Genomic DNA, 15,786 nt, shown 5'->3' with positions numbered 1-15,786 from the left:
ATAGGTTGGTCTTTATGGAAGGCAAAATAAGAATACTTTGAGTGATAAGTAAAATGACTGTTGAGTGAATTGTGTCATTGTTTGCTTACATTAATCTGAGGTCACACCCGAATTACTCAAGGGCGGTGCGCTGCATACCATGATTAAAATAGAAACAAAAAAAGGTGTTTTTGCCATTAAACGATTAAATCCGCATATAACCGCTAAAAGTCATTTTAAAGAGAATGGCTCAAGATAAAGACATTGATTTAAAATACCTTCCCTCTCTTATATTTGATAAATCTAATTCATTGATTCGATTTAATTTTAATAATAGTTTAATGCCCCTCTGAGTCAATACCTGAGAATGCTCGAGAAAAGTTGGCCCTAATATTAAAGGAGGTATTACAGTAGAGAAAAAAAAGATGGTTAGACGAAAAAGAACTTCTTTCAGAAACCAAAATTTTTCTTAAAACTAGATATCAAATTGACAACTATTATTTCTCACCTAAAAATATTTATTACACTATCCCCCTAAAAGTTTTAGTGGTAATGGTGTTACAACTTTAGAATGTGGAATAGTAGATGAGAACTCCTTTAATAATTTGCTTCATGCTAACTAATAATAAAGAAAAAATAATTGAGCATGGTAGCTGTATCAATAACATTCCACAATTAAAAGAGCTATTTATTAACTCCATTGACCGCTCAAGATATGAGTTGTCCCGATTTACAAAAAGCATCGATTTATTCACGCTCGCCTTATTTGTGAAACAGCATTTGGATATGTTCAATGCATGTCATATCTCTGCTTATGCACTTAAACGGTTGATGAATCATAAAATGACTAACGATGTAACTGCAGGATCTATCATTACTGATGTGGAACGACTTAGAAAGCCTATGCAATTAATTACAGAGTATTTTTTAAAGTGTATGGGGATTGTTAAATCAGCCGATATTATTGAAATCCAGCATATCCAATTTGGATCGCAGCGAGATCCAGATTGGACATAGAAAATAAATTGGTATTCCTTATATTCAATTTGGCGGACAATATCGGCCAAATTACACGCTTCAGTAAGTTCCATTTTGAAACTCACTGTTAGATACTTAAATTTGGTACACACTGCGCACCAAATCTCACAATCTCCATTTAAGCCTTATCGAGATTTAAAAAATAACGAGTTGCTTTCAGCTCGCCTGTTCGTTTGAGAATATTTTTTTTAACCAAGTCATTCAGATCTCTGGTTGTTGTAGCGATTGGTGCACCAGTAATGCTCATATAGTTTTTAGCACTTAAACCACCCACAAATCCATCTGGTCCAGCATGAAATAATCTTAATAAAACCTTTTCTTGCCTTGGATTAATTTTCCCTTCTGCTTCCCTTAAAATAACAGATTTCTTAATAATAAAATCTATATATAAATAGGTGCTTTCTTGCGCCTCTAAAGCGATGTTAGCAAACCATATCAACCAAGATGTCAGGTCTAAGGTTTTACTTGCTAAACCTAATTGTTGGTAATATTCCTTTCTCTTTTTTAATAATATTTTTGCCAATACCGTCATTACTGGTTTTGAAAATCCTTGCGATAATGCTTTTTCTGCTATAGCTCGCCCTATTCTTCCATTTCCATCTTCAAATGGATGGATACTCTCAAACCATAAATGGGCTATTCCTGCTCGGGTTAACGTAGGTAAAGGAGCTGAACCTGTGAGAGAACTCCGTTCAAACCAATTAATAAATTGCTCCATTTCGGCAGGAACACATTTTGAAGGAGGTGCTTCAAAATGGATTTTTCGATCATAATCAGGCCCAGAAACAATTTGCATTGCTTCTTCATGGCTACGATATTGGCCAATATTTTCCAAATGATGGCTATTACCCATTAAAAATTGGTGCCATTCAAATAAAACCTGATGTGTTAGTGGGCTAGAAATCGTTTGATATAAATTAACCATCATTTTAGCGATCCCACACTCCGCCAAGCTGGCTCTAGGAGCTTCTGCAGACAAGCCCAACTCTTTTTTTATAGAAGATTGAACGCTGTCTCTGTTTAAATGCTCCCCTTCTATTTCAGAGCTATCCAAAGCATCAGTACACATTAAATCGATAAATAAATTTTGCTTGCCTTCTTGAGAAATATGTTGCGAAGAACCAATAATAATGCCGGCACCCTCAGTAAAAGACTGTTCAAACGAAACTAATTTATCGGAGTCCCAAGTAAAATTTGGCCAACTCTCAAGCTGCCAATTCCATTTCATGATTAATAACCTCATATTTTATTAATCAAAATATAGCATATTAATGATTAATAAAATATGGTGTTATTAATCAGCATTAATTTATTTATATGTTTAGTGAATTAATTAAAAAGGCTTTTTGCGCTAGTTTGTAATGTGGAGACTACCATTTTAAGCATTAATTTGATTCCAATTTTTCACATTGCAGAGCAATGTATATTGCGCCCTTGGAAAATTCTTTTCTTCGGGATAATGAAATTTCAATTAAGAGCTGTTCGATGGCTAAGGTTTAATTTTATTAGAATAAACTGATTTGAGTAGTCAAGTATTTCTTAACCACTGAATAGCATAGTAAATGCTGGAACTCATGATTTTAAAAATTTAATATAAATTAAACGAATTATCCGGGAATCCCAGATACTTCGTTTAATGTTCACCTTAACTACATTAACTCATCAATATGGCACACAGGTCTTTATAAATTTGCAGTGCCACCAAGTATTCAAAGGGGTTGATTCCTGCTAACTCACAGGTATAAATAATGCTGGGGAGTACACTGCCTACCATAGCGCCATATTCGGTTTTATAAAACAGCCAGGTGTTACGTCCTCGGATAGGGATTTTTAATCCTCGTTCCAAGTCATTGTTGTGAATGGGCGCACCTGGAACTTGCAAAAAATGGGTGAGTTTTTCCCAATGCTTTAACATGTAGTTGATGGCCTTACCTAAGGACTCATTAGGCTCGACTTGTTTAGATGACAGAAGATTCTCCATATACGCCTTTGCTTCCATCATCGCAGGTCTGCTGTTCTTTTGATGATAGATTAAACGCTGTTGTTCATCATACCCAAGTTGTTTTAATTCCTCGTCCATCTTAAATGGAATTGAAAGCCACTTCATGATGGGCAGGCAATGTTCTGGGTAGAATGCCTGCAACTCATCAAACTTACGAAAGTCATGAGACAAGCAGTTGCACACAATGGTGTCATGGGTCTCTGGGATATTATGACTTAGTGCATCGCACATTTGGATGACCTTGCCATTATTCTTATGGCGCTTATTAAGAAGGCGCTCCATGTTTTCACCAGAGTGACGTTGGCTGTTATAAAAGAGTGCTATTTTATGGGCGCCGTTTTGTGCCAATATTCCTGTGGTGAACATGTCAGTTCGTTTTTTATCAGGGTTTAGTCTGTTGTGACGAGTAGTATCTACAATTCTAAGAACAGTATCATCATTGTGAATTAAAGAGCCATTAGCGGCGAGTATCTCTAATGCTGGGAATACTAATAACGCACAACCAGCTAATTCTTCCATGAGTTGCCATTGGGTAGAGGAGAATGGGAAAGCCAATGAGCAATTGAAAATATTCTTGTCGATGAAAAGGCATAGCCATGTAGTATTTTTGTAAAGCTAACATGACTTTAAAACTTGGATGATATTTTTCCTGGTGGACATGAGCTGGAATATTGGCTGAAAAGATCTCATTGCATAAAGCACATCGCAGCTTCTCAATCCAATATTTATTAACGGTCTTCTTGTGATTTTTCAATGACAATCGGTAGTTCTTTTGCTGGTGTCATTTAACAACCCTGCTCCTCTTAAGGGCAGCAAGGTTAGCTAGCAGGCGTAATAAAATCAATAGGTTGGGGCGAAAATAATGACTCAATGCTTTTTTTGCCGCAAATCTACGTACTTTGAAAAGCGCAAACGCTATCTAAAATATACTCGCGCGAGGGCGAAACAAACGATTATGATAAATAAGTACCAAATGAAACAAATAGCTGAGTCAACCGAAGTTGGCTTTGAAAAGGCTTTAACGTAGTGAGGCGAAAGTTTCACGCTACGTTCTTATGGGACAGGATTTCACTAAGGAGATCATGTTACCTACCACGATGGATATTGGGTACGTGTAAAAAGTAGGCAAAAGAACTATTACTTACTGGAATGTTATTTTAATACTCTATTAGGGTTGATTATTTACAATGGAATTGTAGGTAATATTACTGGAGTATTCAAATGCCAATTAAAAAAGTAGAAATAGGCAGCAATCAAGACGTGCTTGTATTAAATGCCTTAATAGATGAATATAATAATTTTGATAAAGATATAAATCCTGAAGTAAAATTAAATAGGATTCAACGAATAGACTGTCTTAGTCGACAAATTTTTGAAAATTACTCTTCTGCGACCAACAAAAATGCAAGTACACTTAAAGATGGAAATACGTTCTATAGTTGGTTTAAATCTGATCCCTTACTATTTGAATTAAAAGAATTGTGTAATAATAAAAAATTCGATTTAAACAACCAGCGGTTATTTGAATTACACGCTCCTAAAATTAGTGATGGTGGTTGTAAAATACTAAGTGAAATGCTTAACGAAGATCTTAAAGCGATTGAAAATGAGGAAAAAGAAATTAATTTAGATTCAATAAAGAATCAATTAATGGCACTTAATGATCATCAAAATATTCCTATTAACTATTATCAAAGTCTATATAAACTACAACAAGAAATCATAACTGTTAGAAATAATCTTTCTCCTAAACAAGATGAAGAATGGTGTAAACAGTTTGATAGAATGCAGCTAAGTGTTAATTCGGAAGCAGCTTTTTTTGTTGAGAACAATAATCTAGCTACTGAAGAATGTTTTAAGCGACATAATAATCCAATTGATCCAATTAATAGACTTCTTTGTGAAGTAGCCCCAAATCAGTTAATTACTCTATTAGGTGAAGCTAAAGATAGTAAGGGCAATAAAAAACAATTTACTGAAGGGGACTTTAACTTTAAGGGATTAGGGGGGGAAAATAATCAAGTCTGGATGGTAACTTGTGAGAAAACCAATGAAATATATGCTGTAAGACTAGAAAAATTTCTCAAGTCACCCTTTAGAGGAATGGATCGAGAAAATTTTTATCAACAGTGTAATCAATACACCGAGAAAAACTTGGAAACAATTCATTTAGGAAAACATAAAGTTTCTTTAGATCCCAAGAGAAGAGATGAAGCTGAATATGTGATAGCTATAGGAGAGTTTTGTCCACAAGGAGATATTATGAACGCCATTTATACTATGGATAATAACAATCCTAAAGATTTAATTAAAATTCTGGATATGGCTCTACCAGTTTGTGAGCTTCAGAAAAAATCAATTACTGCAGGTTTTCTATGTACTGATCTGAAACCAGAGAATTTCTTGTTAAGAGAGAATGGAACGGTAATAATTTCCGACTTGAAGTCCCTTACTTCTTTAAATAGTGATGGAGAACTACCTTATTCTATCTCTGCAAAACCTCTAAAACCATTTCATCTGCCAGGGGATATGGAGATTGATAAACTCTTGGAGCAAAAAGTAGATCCACAATTGTTTTCAAGCTATTTCATTGCCACTATGCTACATACTATGATTGGCGCTGATAAAAAAGATTATCCTCAAGGAACACATAGCCGTCAAAAACTTCCGGATTATCAGTTTGATTATAAACATCCAATTTATAATACCCCTCAAGGAGAAATAGTAAAAACTCTCATAGAGGAAATTAAATCTTCCGTTCACCAGAACAATGCAACTCTCGATAAAACTATAGAGGCAATAAAGTTAGCTCAACATTCATTAAAGACATTAGATTATCGTAACCAATTGAGGCAAGGACGAGAGATGTATAATGAAAAAGATGAGGAAAAAACACTCTCATCGGTGTCTACATACAGGAGTTTTGGTTAGATTGATACTGGAGAAACTGTAGATTCATGTAAGTGTTCCCGGCTTCATTTAAATTCGAGAGCACTTTTTTAAATATTTTTTCATCATTTCTTTAAAATATGTGGCTTTTGCCAGGCCACTCCCTCACTTTCATTTTCGCGTTTTATAGAAAGCTACATGTTAAAGCAAAGTCATCAACTGCTGCAATGAAAGAATAAAAGTTATTCTTAATGGAAATAAAAATGACATAATGAATTGATTTGGAATTAGTGTGATAAAAGTTAATCAGATTGATTATATATTCGAGAGTATCATGTATACAAAAGCACAGGTTAACAATGATGAATTAAAACACAAGAAAATAATAGTTACTGATGAAGAAATCAAAAAAACTTAGGTTGGGAAACTATTAAAAATAGAACCTTCAAGAATAAAGACACCCTGAACGTTACCGATATTAGACAACATAGGATAGCTAATTGTTTATGCTTGCTGCTCTTGGAAAAGGGATTTCCTTCTGCAGTTTATCAACGCTTAGGACTTCCTGTTAATGAGATAAAAATTACTAACAATAGCACCCTCACAGAGTTCAAGGAAGGAGTCGAGTTCGAACTAACGCTTCTCTTACATCAGTTGTTTCTGGAATATTAATACCTGATTTAGATAAATATTCCCTGGATTTTTTGTCCATTTCTTCGCTGGATGGATTAGCATGAGCTTTGATACCTTACTCATCGGTATTGCATTGATTTTCAGTATACTGCCACAGGAACGATGAAGTTCAACACTACAAAGCGCATCGCTATTTGATAGAAACTCTGAATCAAGCCTCCTAGGTTTTCCTTTTACTTCAACAAACTGCAGGTCCGTTTTCTCTACAGGCAATAATTTTTTCCTGATTTGGATTGGACTAATCCCTAAATGACAGCCGATTTTCGAAGGAGTATAATCACCCAATAGTCCCTTGACCTGCTCCCATAACTCATCGGGGATTTGCCCGCGCTTTGTTCTTGTGGCTCGCCAGTGTCTAAAGGCTTGTTTGACAGTTTCTGGTTTATTGGTGCCATTTATCATTGAGTCGCCTCCTAAAATCATTGAGGCTATAGGCTAAACAACAACTCTGTCTTTAGTCACGCTCGCTTTCGAAAACATGTGTTTTTGGGACATTGTTTGCTGCTAAGAAAATCTAAAGTTACTGTGCTGCGCGAGGATCGTTTTGCGAATAAAACTCTCTCTATAAAGCATAATCAAAATCAATCAATCACTCACTTCTTGAAGACATAAAAGATATTTGCTTTCGTTAAATATAACCCTCTGGTATTTTACCACATTTTAAAAAAATGAAGTGATTGAAAAAAACCTAAATAGACCGAAGTTTGGGGAGCCTTACTTTTGGAGCAGAAACAAATCGAGTGACTAATTCGTATAAAAATCCTTGAGTTAAACGCAGGTCGTGCTATTTTAATCTTAATATGCGTACGATACTAAAAAATATGAAAATAGGATTAGGTTTAGGTTTTTTAACAATAATTAACTGTTCCGTACTTTATCTCATATATTGGTATATGCATATAGTTTGCTCGACCAGAGCAGATAATGTTCTTCATATTCCTTATGAACCATCAGGTATGCAGCTGTACTACTACTTTTTATCATTTCCATTATTTTTATTCTTAGCTTTGTTAAGCACTTTGCATAGTTATTACTTCAATTTAAAAAAATCATTATCTCTAGGAATTATTATAATTTGGTTTTGTTATTTTGTTTTAATTCTTTACGTAGATTTTGTTGTTCATTATTCCACGGCAGGAAACAATATTTTGTATTATGGGAGTTTATCCATTTCATTTGCTGCAATATGCTATGTTGTTTATTTAACTTATTGTCAAACATGTATTTCTGTAAGTTATTGATTTTAGTATGCCGCTGCGCAGAATCGAACTGCGGACCTTTTGATTACGAATTAGTAAATTATGGGTTTTAGCCAATTAGACACATTTTTAAATTCTTTTAATTTCCTTTTATTTACTTGATGTTACAGCACTATTACGTTATAAGTTCTATTAATGAATTTTAAACAATTGTGCGACACAGTTGCGACACATAAAAAACAGAACATAAAAATCGACTATGAAAATAAACAAAACAAACGTAGAAAACCTCCCTCTTCCTCAAGCAACAGAAGAAGGAAAAACGGCACAAAAAAGATATTACGATGACAACCTGAAAGGCTTCGGCATACGCGTGACTTCGGGAGGAGCAAAAGCTTTTTTCGTTGAAAAATTCATCAATAAAAAACGCTGCCGAATTACTTTAGGGCATTACCCAGAGTTAACCGCTGAAATGGCAAAGAACAAAGCCCTGCATCTTTTAGGGCAAATCGCTATGGGTATTGATCCGGTTGCTGAGAAAAAGGCAGCAGAAATTCAAGATATAACCCTCAATCAAGTTTTTAAAGACTATATTAAAACCAGAAAGAACTTAAAACCCAAAACTCTAGATAACTACAAACATATATTAGATAAAGCCTTCACCAGCTGGAAAAGCAAACCGATGTTATCTATTACTAGAGATCGCATTGCCAAATATCACGAAAAACTAGGCCAGGAACGTGGTGAAGCCTATGCCAATTTAGCCATGAGAATACTCCGCGCCCTATTCAATTTTGCTGCGGGACAATACGAAGATAATAGTGGGCACTCTCTTTTCATCGATAACCCAGTAAAACGGTTATCACAAACACGAGCCTGGTATCGTATTGAACGACGAAAAACTTATATAAAATCTCATGAGCTGGCTGCATGGTATGCAGGATTACAACAAATCCAAAATGAAACATTACGTGATTATTTGCTGCTCATCTTACTAACAGGACTACGCCGACAAGAAGCAGCTACATTAAAATGGTCTGACCTCGACTTAAAAGCAAAAACTTTTACTATTAATAAAACCAAAAACAATGAATCCCATACCCTTCCCCTTTCGGATTTTCTTTATGATTTGCTGATCGCTAGAAAAGAAAAAGCAATTAATGACTATATTTTCCCGGGACCGGGTGCAGCAGGTCATATTATCGAACCACGTAAGACTATGGCGCATGTGATAAAAAACTCCGGCGTTCATTTTACAGTCCATGATTTGAGACGCACATTCATCACCATTGCAGAAAGCCTCGATATCCCTGCTTATGCGTTGAAGCGTTTAATGAATCATAAGATGAGTAATGATGTGACTGCTGGGTATATTATTGTTGATGTTGAACGGTTACGAAAGCCTATGCAGCTTGTTACTGATTATGTTTTGAAGTGCATGGAAGTGATTAAGTCTGCTGAAGTCATTACGATACAAACTGTAAATAAAGAACAGATATAAATGCCTCTCTAGTTATGGACCGCAGTGCGGTCCGAATTGAGAATAAATATTTAATTTGGATCGCAATGAGATCCAAATCATAAGTAAAGTTATAAGATAGATTCGGAACGCACTGCGTTCCATATTTAAATCATATTTAATTTGGACACACCGTGTACCAAATTAAAGAAACAAAAAAATAATGGATAGAAAGGAGGCTATCTAGGATTTGGCAGACACTGCCTGCCAAATTCAAAAATCCAAACATCAGTATGTTCCATTTTGGAACCCGCTGCTTAGATTCTCAGAATGAACTCCCCGGGATTTCCGGATAGTTCAAAATTAAAGAATATATATTATCCAGCAGCACTATATTGAATATTAAAATCTAAAGCCTTAGCAATTGGTTTAGAATTTTTCCCAATTTTCTTCATTTCAATAATTCCGTAGCGAGCCATTGTGCTAAGTGTACGACTCAAATTGCCAGGTTCACGTTTACTTAAGGCAGCAAGCTCTTTAATTGACTCAGGCTTTTGTTCATCAATTATTTTCAATAGTCTCATATTGTTTTCATTCAATACTTCACAAAGTGATTTGATTGAACTAAACCAAATCTTAGGTTCATTTTTTTTAGGTATATAACGCCCAGAAGCAATTTCAATAGTACGACTTTGAAATTTTTCTCGTGACATAATACCAACTTGTAATGTTTTCATTTTTTATCTCCATTATTCAATTTTTGAATAATTGAATTCACTTCTTGAAAAAAATCTCGCAAAAGCTGTTCAGCACTTTCAAACTCATAAGGAGTTCCCTTATCATTTATTGAGGTATGAACATGATCATACTTAATAATACGGCCCGAATACCGACCACTTTCTTTAACTTTGATTCCATGCGTATTATCAAACCCTAGAATCCGCTGATTGTAATTATCATGAAGAGTTAGATTATATCTAATACCATGAGGTCTCTCTTCAGTTGGCTCGACTAAAAACGCCTCTATTTTGTACCAATAACCATTTTCCTCTGTATATTCCGTACCATGTAATGCAAGTAAATTATCTAGTCCTACATCCTTCATTAAAAATCCAAAGATATCATCTGCTGATATTTTTATTATAATATAAATTTTGAATAAAGAGTTCTTTTTGATTAATTAAAAATTTTATACTTGGAAATAGTGAATAAATTTATGATATCTACATTAAGCAACATTCAAATGAATGTATATGGTTATCAAGTAATTTTTTACAGCTGAATATGTAGAACATGGGAGATTCTCAAAATATCTATCTTGAAAACGATTTTGTACAAACTCAATCATCCGGAAATTCCGGATAGCTCACCAACTGTGACAATCTCGCATGAATTGCTCTTCTTAGTTTTTCTGTTTCACGTCGCGGATCCTCAAACCAATCTGTTGACCAGATACGATAAAGATTCCACCCTAGTCCCTCTAAAACCTCTTGTCTTAAACGATCACGATCTCGGGCAGAACGAGAAGAGTGATAAGATGCACCATCGCACTCTACTCCCATAATAAAGCCATGAGGCCAATCTGGATGCTTAATGCCTATATCAATAGAGTATCCTTTAACACCAACTTGCGGGATTGCTACACAACCAATTGATTTTATTTGCTTAATAACATGTTCTTCAAAATCTGAATCAGGTTCTTTTTCAGTGTATTGTCCAGCCTCCAGAATCCCAGAGCTAGAGTATTCTAGCCAACATTTAAGCATATACACACCAGGATTGGACTCTTCTTCCGCACGAATATCTGCCGCAGTCATAGAGGAAAACGTAACAATTCGCTCTTTAGCTCTAGAGAAGAGAACATTTAACCTTCGTTTTCCAGCTATTCCATTTATCGGTCCAAAACGTTGCATTACTGGAGCCCCTTCTTTTTCTGCTCCATAAACAGTACCAATGAAAATAACATCTCGCTCATCGCCCTGGACATTCTCTAGGTTTTTTATGAAAAATGATTCCAATCCATCATTAGCTACATCCCACCTCTCTATATACTCTCTTGCTTGCGGATGTTGCTCCAAAGCATAGTTCATTTCATCGAGTAATAGATCTCGCTGCTTCTGATTCATAAGAACCACACCTAAAGATTTATCGGTATGCACTCTCATAAAATCGATAATCGCGTCTATCATGATCATAGCTTCTTTAGGATTAGTACCCGAGGAATATGTCCCATTAACTTTGATATAAGATATTCCCATATGTGGATGATCTTCCTGCGCAGAAGGGAACACCACTAGATCATTGTTATAAACATGTTTATTAGAAAATGATATTAATCCCGAATGTCTAGACCTATAATGCCAACGAAGCCGTCTTGCAGGTGTAAAAGAAGCGTTCGCCATTTCTAGAATAGATTCCTCAGTTACTTTTTCATCTTCATCTGCAATGTCATCTTCTAGCATCTTGCGGAAAAATCCTGTAGGAGGTAATTGATTAGTATCACCAACGATCATCGCCTGTTTGGCTCGTATCAATGCACCAACTGAATCCTCTGGAGTCATTTGGGATGCTTCATCAATAATTACAAGATCAAATTCAACTCCTCCTCGAGGTAGATATTGAGCTACAGCTAAAGGAGACATCATCCAGCAAGGTTTAATCTCTAACAGTGCTCTTGCTGCTCTTTTTGTAAGATTGCGAATTGGAATATGGCGTTGTTTTTTAGATATTTCATTTTTAAGTAATGCAAGTTCAGTAAATTCACTTTTTCGCCCAAAACCTATTCCAGGTGGTGGACAAGCCTTATTAAAAAGTTCAGCTTGCAAATGTTTGCGAGAAAGCTTTATTACTGCTCTATCAGCTTCCTGCAAACGCTTTCTTAATGTATTCAAATTACTACCATTATATGATGCTAATATTTCACCATGAGATTTATAGATCTCACGAGCCATTTCACGTGTTATTAATGCCTCGATTATTTCGCATAAATTCCCATATTTTTCAGACAAGATAATTTCAATATGTTCCATATATCCATCTTGCTTTACATTATTTTTAGCTGAAATAAATCGCGAATATGCAACCAAACCATCTTTATTTTTAGATGCCTGTTCCATCCATTTTGAAAAAGCCAAATAGGTCATATTATCTAGCCATCTTTCTGGCAATGTATTTGTCATGGCAGCAATTTTTTCTAAACCAGTTAAGGCCTGAGCATCACAAGCCATAACACACGATACTTGTGTTTCCAATTTTTTTATAAAACCTTGCTTTATACTATACAAAAGTGCCTGTCGCTCATTCTCATTTAACTCTATGAGATTCATAGCCAATATAAAACAACTTTCTAGCTCATGATCATTAGTGAGTTCAGCTTTGTAAGCTACTCCCAGAATACCTTTGATATCATCATTATGTCTTAAGTGTTCCCTTGTTTTTAATAACTGCTCAAATATTAATGGAAGCTCAATAATTTGCTCTTTTGATATTTTTTCAGGTTCTTTAAATATCTTGATAATTTTTTTAAGCTGTATGAGATCACTCTCACAATCCTTAACTTGATCTTGCAAAACGGTAATTCGTTCGGCTACATTCGCCAAAGTAGTATCTTCTATTTCGTAGAGAGGATGATTTTTTTCGATTATGGGAATTGATTGAATTTTTTCACTATCCGCAAATTTTAGAAAAGTCCTCAAGTCAATATAATCAGATCCTGAAAATTCATGATCAATATTATTAAATAATGAGATTACTTCTTCAAAAGGAGAAAAATCTGTCTCTATACCAAAAAAATGCGAGCCAAGAATATTTTTCATGACTACATTTTCACAAAAAAATTTTACGTCTATTTGCCATTGCCCTAATTGGCTAAGTTTTTGAGTAGCATATAATTTATTAAATTTTTTATTTTTAGACACTAATTTATAATATTGCTTTGCTTGTCTATATTTCTTTGAGAAAAAAGAAAAAAAACCTGAGTGACGTAATGTTTCAGCATGAAGATTTGTAATCTCACCTTCCTGAAGCATCGATAAAATAAACTCTTCATCAAGTAAAGATCGAGTTTTCTTTAAAACCTGAGCTTGTGAAGCCTGTTTCTCTATCAATACATGCGTTATCGGATCATCAAAGTCGCTCTTTCTAACTGATAATACCTGCTTTGATATGCCAGAGATAATCTCAAGCATTTTAATAAAATCATGAACTGTTATCTTGCCAAGACTTTCTGAGATATTAATTACCTTGTTACAAATTTCCACTGATTGTATGTTGTCTTCAAGAGATTTTTTATATTTTGAAATAATCGAATCTAAGACCAGTTCTTTGAATGACTCTATTCGGTATTTTAAACATAGTTCTTTGAGAAGATATAATTCTTCTATGACAACCGAATCTAGATCAGTCTTGAATAGATCAATAATGCTGTCTCTTTTATCTCTCCACAAACGGGCTTCATTTAGATAATTTTTTATAATCCCTATAATTTCGTTAGAAGTTAGCTTAGTGACTATATCAAGATCTTGATTTGAGATTTCTGGAGTATTTTTAATAGCGGCACTAATTTTGCTAAGGCTTTCATTCTCAATTAGAGATGAAAGTCGAAATTCTATTAATGATTCTCGTTGTTTATCTGCCTCAGCAAAAAGAGCAGAGATATCAAAAGCCAAATCTACCAGCTCATCAGCAAGAAAAGGATCAATGTTAGCTATTTGAATAATATTCCAAGAATCTGGATACAGTAATGTAGCTTCCCATGCTTCTTCAACCTGCTTACAACGAGATAAAATATCATTTAATTTATCTGATGTGATGATTTTTGTTTCAGGAATGGTTAGTTTTTTTATTTTTTCGGGTAAATTGTTAATTAAATCTGAAAATTTAATACTTCTCCCAAGAACTTCATAAATAGTAAGATCTGTTTTTCCATAGGTGGTGGATAAAATATCTATATATAATTTTAATTTTTGCCTTGTATCTTTAAATTGTTTAACTGCATGTTCTAACTCTGAAGGATTGGCGCATGACTTCATTTCAAGCCTATCCCTAATTGAAGATATTACTTGTTCTTTTCCGGAACGGTTTGCTTGTAATGGTAATAAAAATTTACCAATTCCATATGCTTCTAACCTTGATCCAACAACTTCTAGTGCCGCTGACTTTTCTGCCACAAAAAGAACTTTCAATCCCAAGGAAAGCGAAGCTGCAATAGTATTTACAATTGTTTGCGATTTTCCTGTCCCTGGTGGTCCCTCAACTGCTAAATTTTTCCCACTAGCTATATCAACTATAGTACTAAATTGCGAAGAATCTACATCAGCAATAATGAAAGGTACTTTGCTTTCAATTTCAGGCTCATCTACATGATACTCCTCTCCAAAAGGCAACGCATCATGTCCTGTGTCTGTACCGCCAAACAAAAGAGAAACAACTTCATTAGACGCGAAATCCCAACCCTCAGGATCAAGATCGTGATACATCGCTAATCTAGCTGAAGGGAAAACGCCTATCATAGCCCATCGCCTAATTCGCCATGTCATATTTTTGGGGCGTTGCTCGGCAACCTCTTGGAAGTATTTTTCTAAACCCTGATTTGTATATTCTGGAAGAATAATATTGAATTCTAGGCGCAATTTCTCTGCAAGAATTTTATTCTCATGCACCTCTGTCTCATCACCGATAACCCAAAACTCTTGGCCATTTCTAGTTCGTTTTTTATCGATATAAACAGGAATTAAAACTAACGGAGAAAACTGCGTAGAGCTATTATTTCCGTCCTCCCATTCAAGAAACCCAAATGCAGCATGTAATACACTAATTCCTGTCTCTTCTTTCCAAGTTTTTTCTTTTGCACACAGTGCATTTAACCGTCTTTCTAATATCTCAGGTAACAGAAGAGTCTGAATATCTTGATCACCGTGCCGTCCATCCTCAGCCTGGTGTCCTTCTAAAAACAATTCGTAATTAGGAGAAATTCCATGATTTTTTGCATGCTGTTGTAAAGATAGATTATTTTTTGTTTGTCTCGTTGGTAAGTTTAATTGCTCTCTAATTCTATCTTTTAATTGACGTTCTGCTTGAGCTAAAAGATTTGGCGCCTCATCACTTTCAGAATCTATTTCATCTAATTTACTTAAGTAAATTTCGTCATTGAGTCTAGCCTCTGCTAGAGAATTCTGAAATATTGAAGTCTGTTCATCACTAGGATCAGTGCCTAAATCAGGTAATGGCACAATTCGCATTTCACAAGATATTATAGATTTGAGTAATAACTCGGGAACTTCATCTACTATTCTTATCAATGAGTTTGAGCGTTCAGAAAATTTCGTAGAAATTAGAGGGTTTCTTCTTGTTAAATCGAGTAATTTTGGCCGTAATGTATTAATACGATCAGAGATCAATTTCGCACGGTCTTCATTTGCCTCAAGGGTACCAGTCTGATTCATCTCGCTCATTAACTTTTACCCATTTTTTAATTTCTTCCTATCTAAAATATAGATTAATTAAACAACCAGTCAAAATATTATCAG

The 15,786-nt window shown here is 34.8% G+C and carries 8 protein-coding genes and 1 pseudogene; 3 read left to right on the top strand and 6 right to left on the bottom strand.

The genetic code is table 11. The features are described from left to right. Nucleotides 1–783: 783 nt before the first annotated feature. Nucleotides 784–996: pseudogene (locus Lgra_RS17890) on the top strand (integrase); the annotation flags it as partial. A 139-nt stretch (nt 997–1,135) separates the two neighbouring features. Here Lgra_RS17890 and Lgra_RS15720 read toward each other — a convergent pair. Both Lgra_RS15720 and Lgra_RS17610 read right to left on the bottom strand, forming a co-directional pair. Then, entirely contained in the window at nt 1,136–2,245 is a 1,110-nt protein-coding gene (locus tag Lgra_RS15720; protein WP_058500100.1) for a Fic family protein, read from the bottom strand. A 426-nt stretch (nt 2,246–2,671) separates the two neighbouring features. Continuing rightward, complete coding sequence (locus Lgra_RS17610) at nt 2,672–3,538, bottom strand: IS66 family transposase (RefSeq protein WP_083502918.1); 867 nt, start codon at nt 3,536–3,538, stop codon at nt 2,672–2,674. Between the two features lie 702 nt (nt 3,539–4,240). On the opposite strand from Lgra_RS17610, the gene Lgra_RS15710 reads away from it, so the two are divergent. Continuing rightward, a complete protein-coding gene (locus tag Lgra_RS15710) occupies nt 4,241–5,950 on the top strand; it encodes a protein kinase family protein (protein WP_058500099.1) in 1,710 nt (569 codons plus the stop codon). Nucleotides 5,951–6,553: 603 nt separating this feature from the next. On the opposite strand, the gene Lgra_RS18385 is transcribed toward Lgra_RS15710, so the two are convergent. Further along, complete coding sequence (locus Lgra_RS18385; RefSeq protein ID WP_238584467.1) at nt 6,554–7,003, bottom strand: hypothetical protein; 450 nt, start codon at nt 7,001–7,003, stop codon at nt 6,554–6,556. Between the two features lie 1,056 nt (nt 7,004–8,059). On the opposite strand from Lgra_RS18385, the gene Lgra_RS15695 reads away from it, so the two are divergent. Next, nucleotides 8,060–9,301: a tyrosine-type recombinase/integrase gene (locus tag Lgra_RS15695; RefSeq protein ID WP_058500098.1), complete on the top strand. Its 1,242-nt coding sequence runs from the start codon at nt 8,060–8,062 to the stop codon at nt 9,299–9,301. A gap of 335 nt (nt 9,302–9,636) precedes the next feature. Here the strand turns inward: Lgra_RS15695 and Lgra_RS15690 are convergent, their stop codons facing one another. The 3 genes from Lgra_RS15690 to Lgra_RS15680 all read right to left on the bottom strand — a co-directional run bounded on the left by Lgra_RS15690 (nt 9,637) and on the right by Lgra_RS15680 (nt 15,702). Further along, the gene (locus Lgra_RS15690) at nt 9,637–9,996 is read right to left on the bottom strand and encodes an HVO_A0114 family putative DNA-binding protein (protein WP_058500097.1); all 360 of its coding nucleotides are present in this window, start codon (nt 9,994–9,996) and stop codon (nt 9,637–9,639) included. Then, nucleotides 9,993–10,364 (bottom strand): toxin-antitoxin system TumE family protein, encoded by a 372-nt coding sequence (locus Lgra_RS15685; protein WP_058500096.1) that lies wholly within the window; start codon nt 10,362–10,364, stop codon nt 9,993–9,995. Before Lgra_RS15685 ends, Lgra_RS15690 begins: the two co-directional genes overlap by 4 nt. Before the next feature lie 235 nt (nt 10,365–10,599). Further along, nucleotides 10,600–15,702 carry a DUF4011 domain-containing protein gene (locus Lgra_RS15680; RefSeq protein WP_058500095.1) on the bottom strand — a complete coding sequence of 1,701 codons (5,103 nt, stop codon included), beginning with the start codon at nt 15,700–15,702 and terminating at the stop codon, nt 10,600–10,602. Between the last annotated feature and the right edge of the window lie 84 nt (nt 15,703–15,786).

This window comes from Legionella gratiana, from assembly GCF_001467695.1.
Lineage (GTDB): Bacteria > Pseudomonadota > Gammaproteobacteria > Legionellales > Legionellaceae > Legionella > Legionella gratiana.
The sequence above is the reverse complement of the archived record's forward strand: the minus strand, read 5'-3'. Positions and strand labels throughout refer to the sequence as shown.

Bases quoted from the DNA above. Each gene is read 5' to 3' on its own strand.
- Lgra_RS18385 (WP_238584467.1), bottom strand. From the start codon at position 7,003: ATGATAAATGGCACCAATAAACCAGAAACTGTCAAACAAGCCTTTAGA.
- Lgra_RS17610 (WP_083502918.1), bottom strand. From the start codon at position 3,538: ATGGAAGAATTAGCTGGTTGTGCGTTATTAGTATTCCCAGCATTAGAG.
- Lgra_RS15680 (WP_058500095.1), bottom strand. From the start codon at position 15,702: ATGAATCAGACTGGTACCCTTGAGGCAAATGAAGACCGTGCGAAATTG.
- Lgra_RS15690 (WP_058500097.1), bottom strand. From the start codon at position 9,996: ATGAAAACATTACAAGTTGGTATTATGTCACGAGAAAAATTTCAAAGT.
- Lgra_RS15695 (WP_058500098.1), top strand. From the start codon at position 8,060: ATGAAAATAAACAAAACAAACGTAGAAAACCTCCCTCTTCCTCAAGCA.
- Lgra_RS15685 (WP_058500096.1), bottom strand. From the start codon at position 10,364: ATGAAGGATGTAGGACTAGATAATTTACTTGCATTACATGGTACGGAA.
- Lgra_RS15720 (WP_058500100.1), bottom strand. From the start codon at position 2,245: ATGAAATGGAATTGGCAGCTTGAGAGTTGGCCAAATTTTACTTGGGAC.
- Lgra_RS15710 (WP_058500099.1), top strand. From the start codon at position 4,241: ATGCCAATTAAAAAAGTAGAAATAGGCAGCAATCAAGACGTGCTTGTA.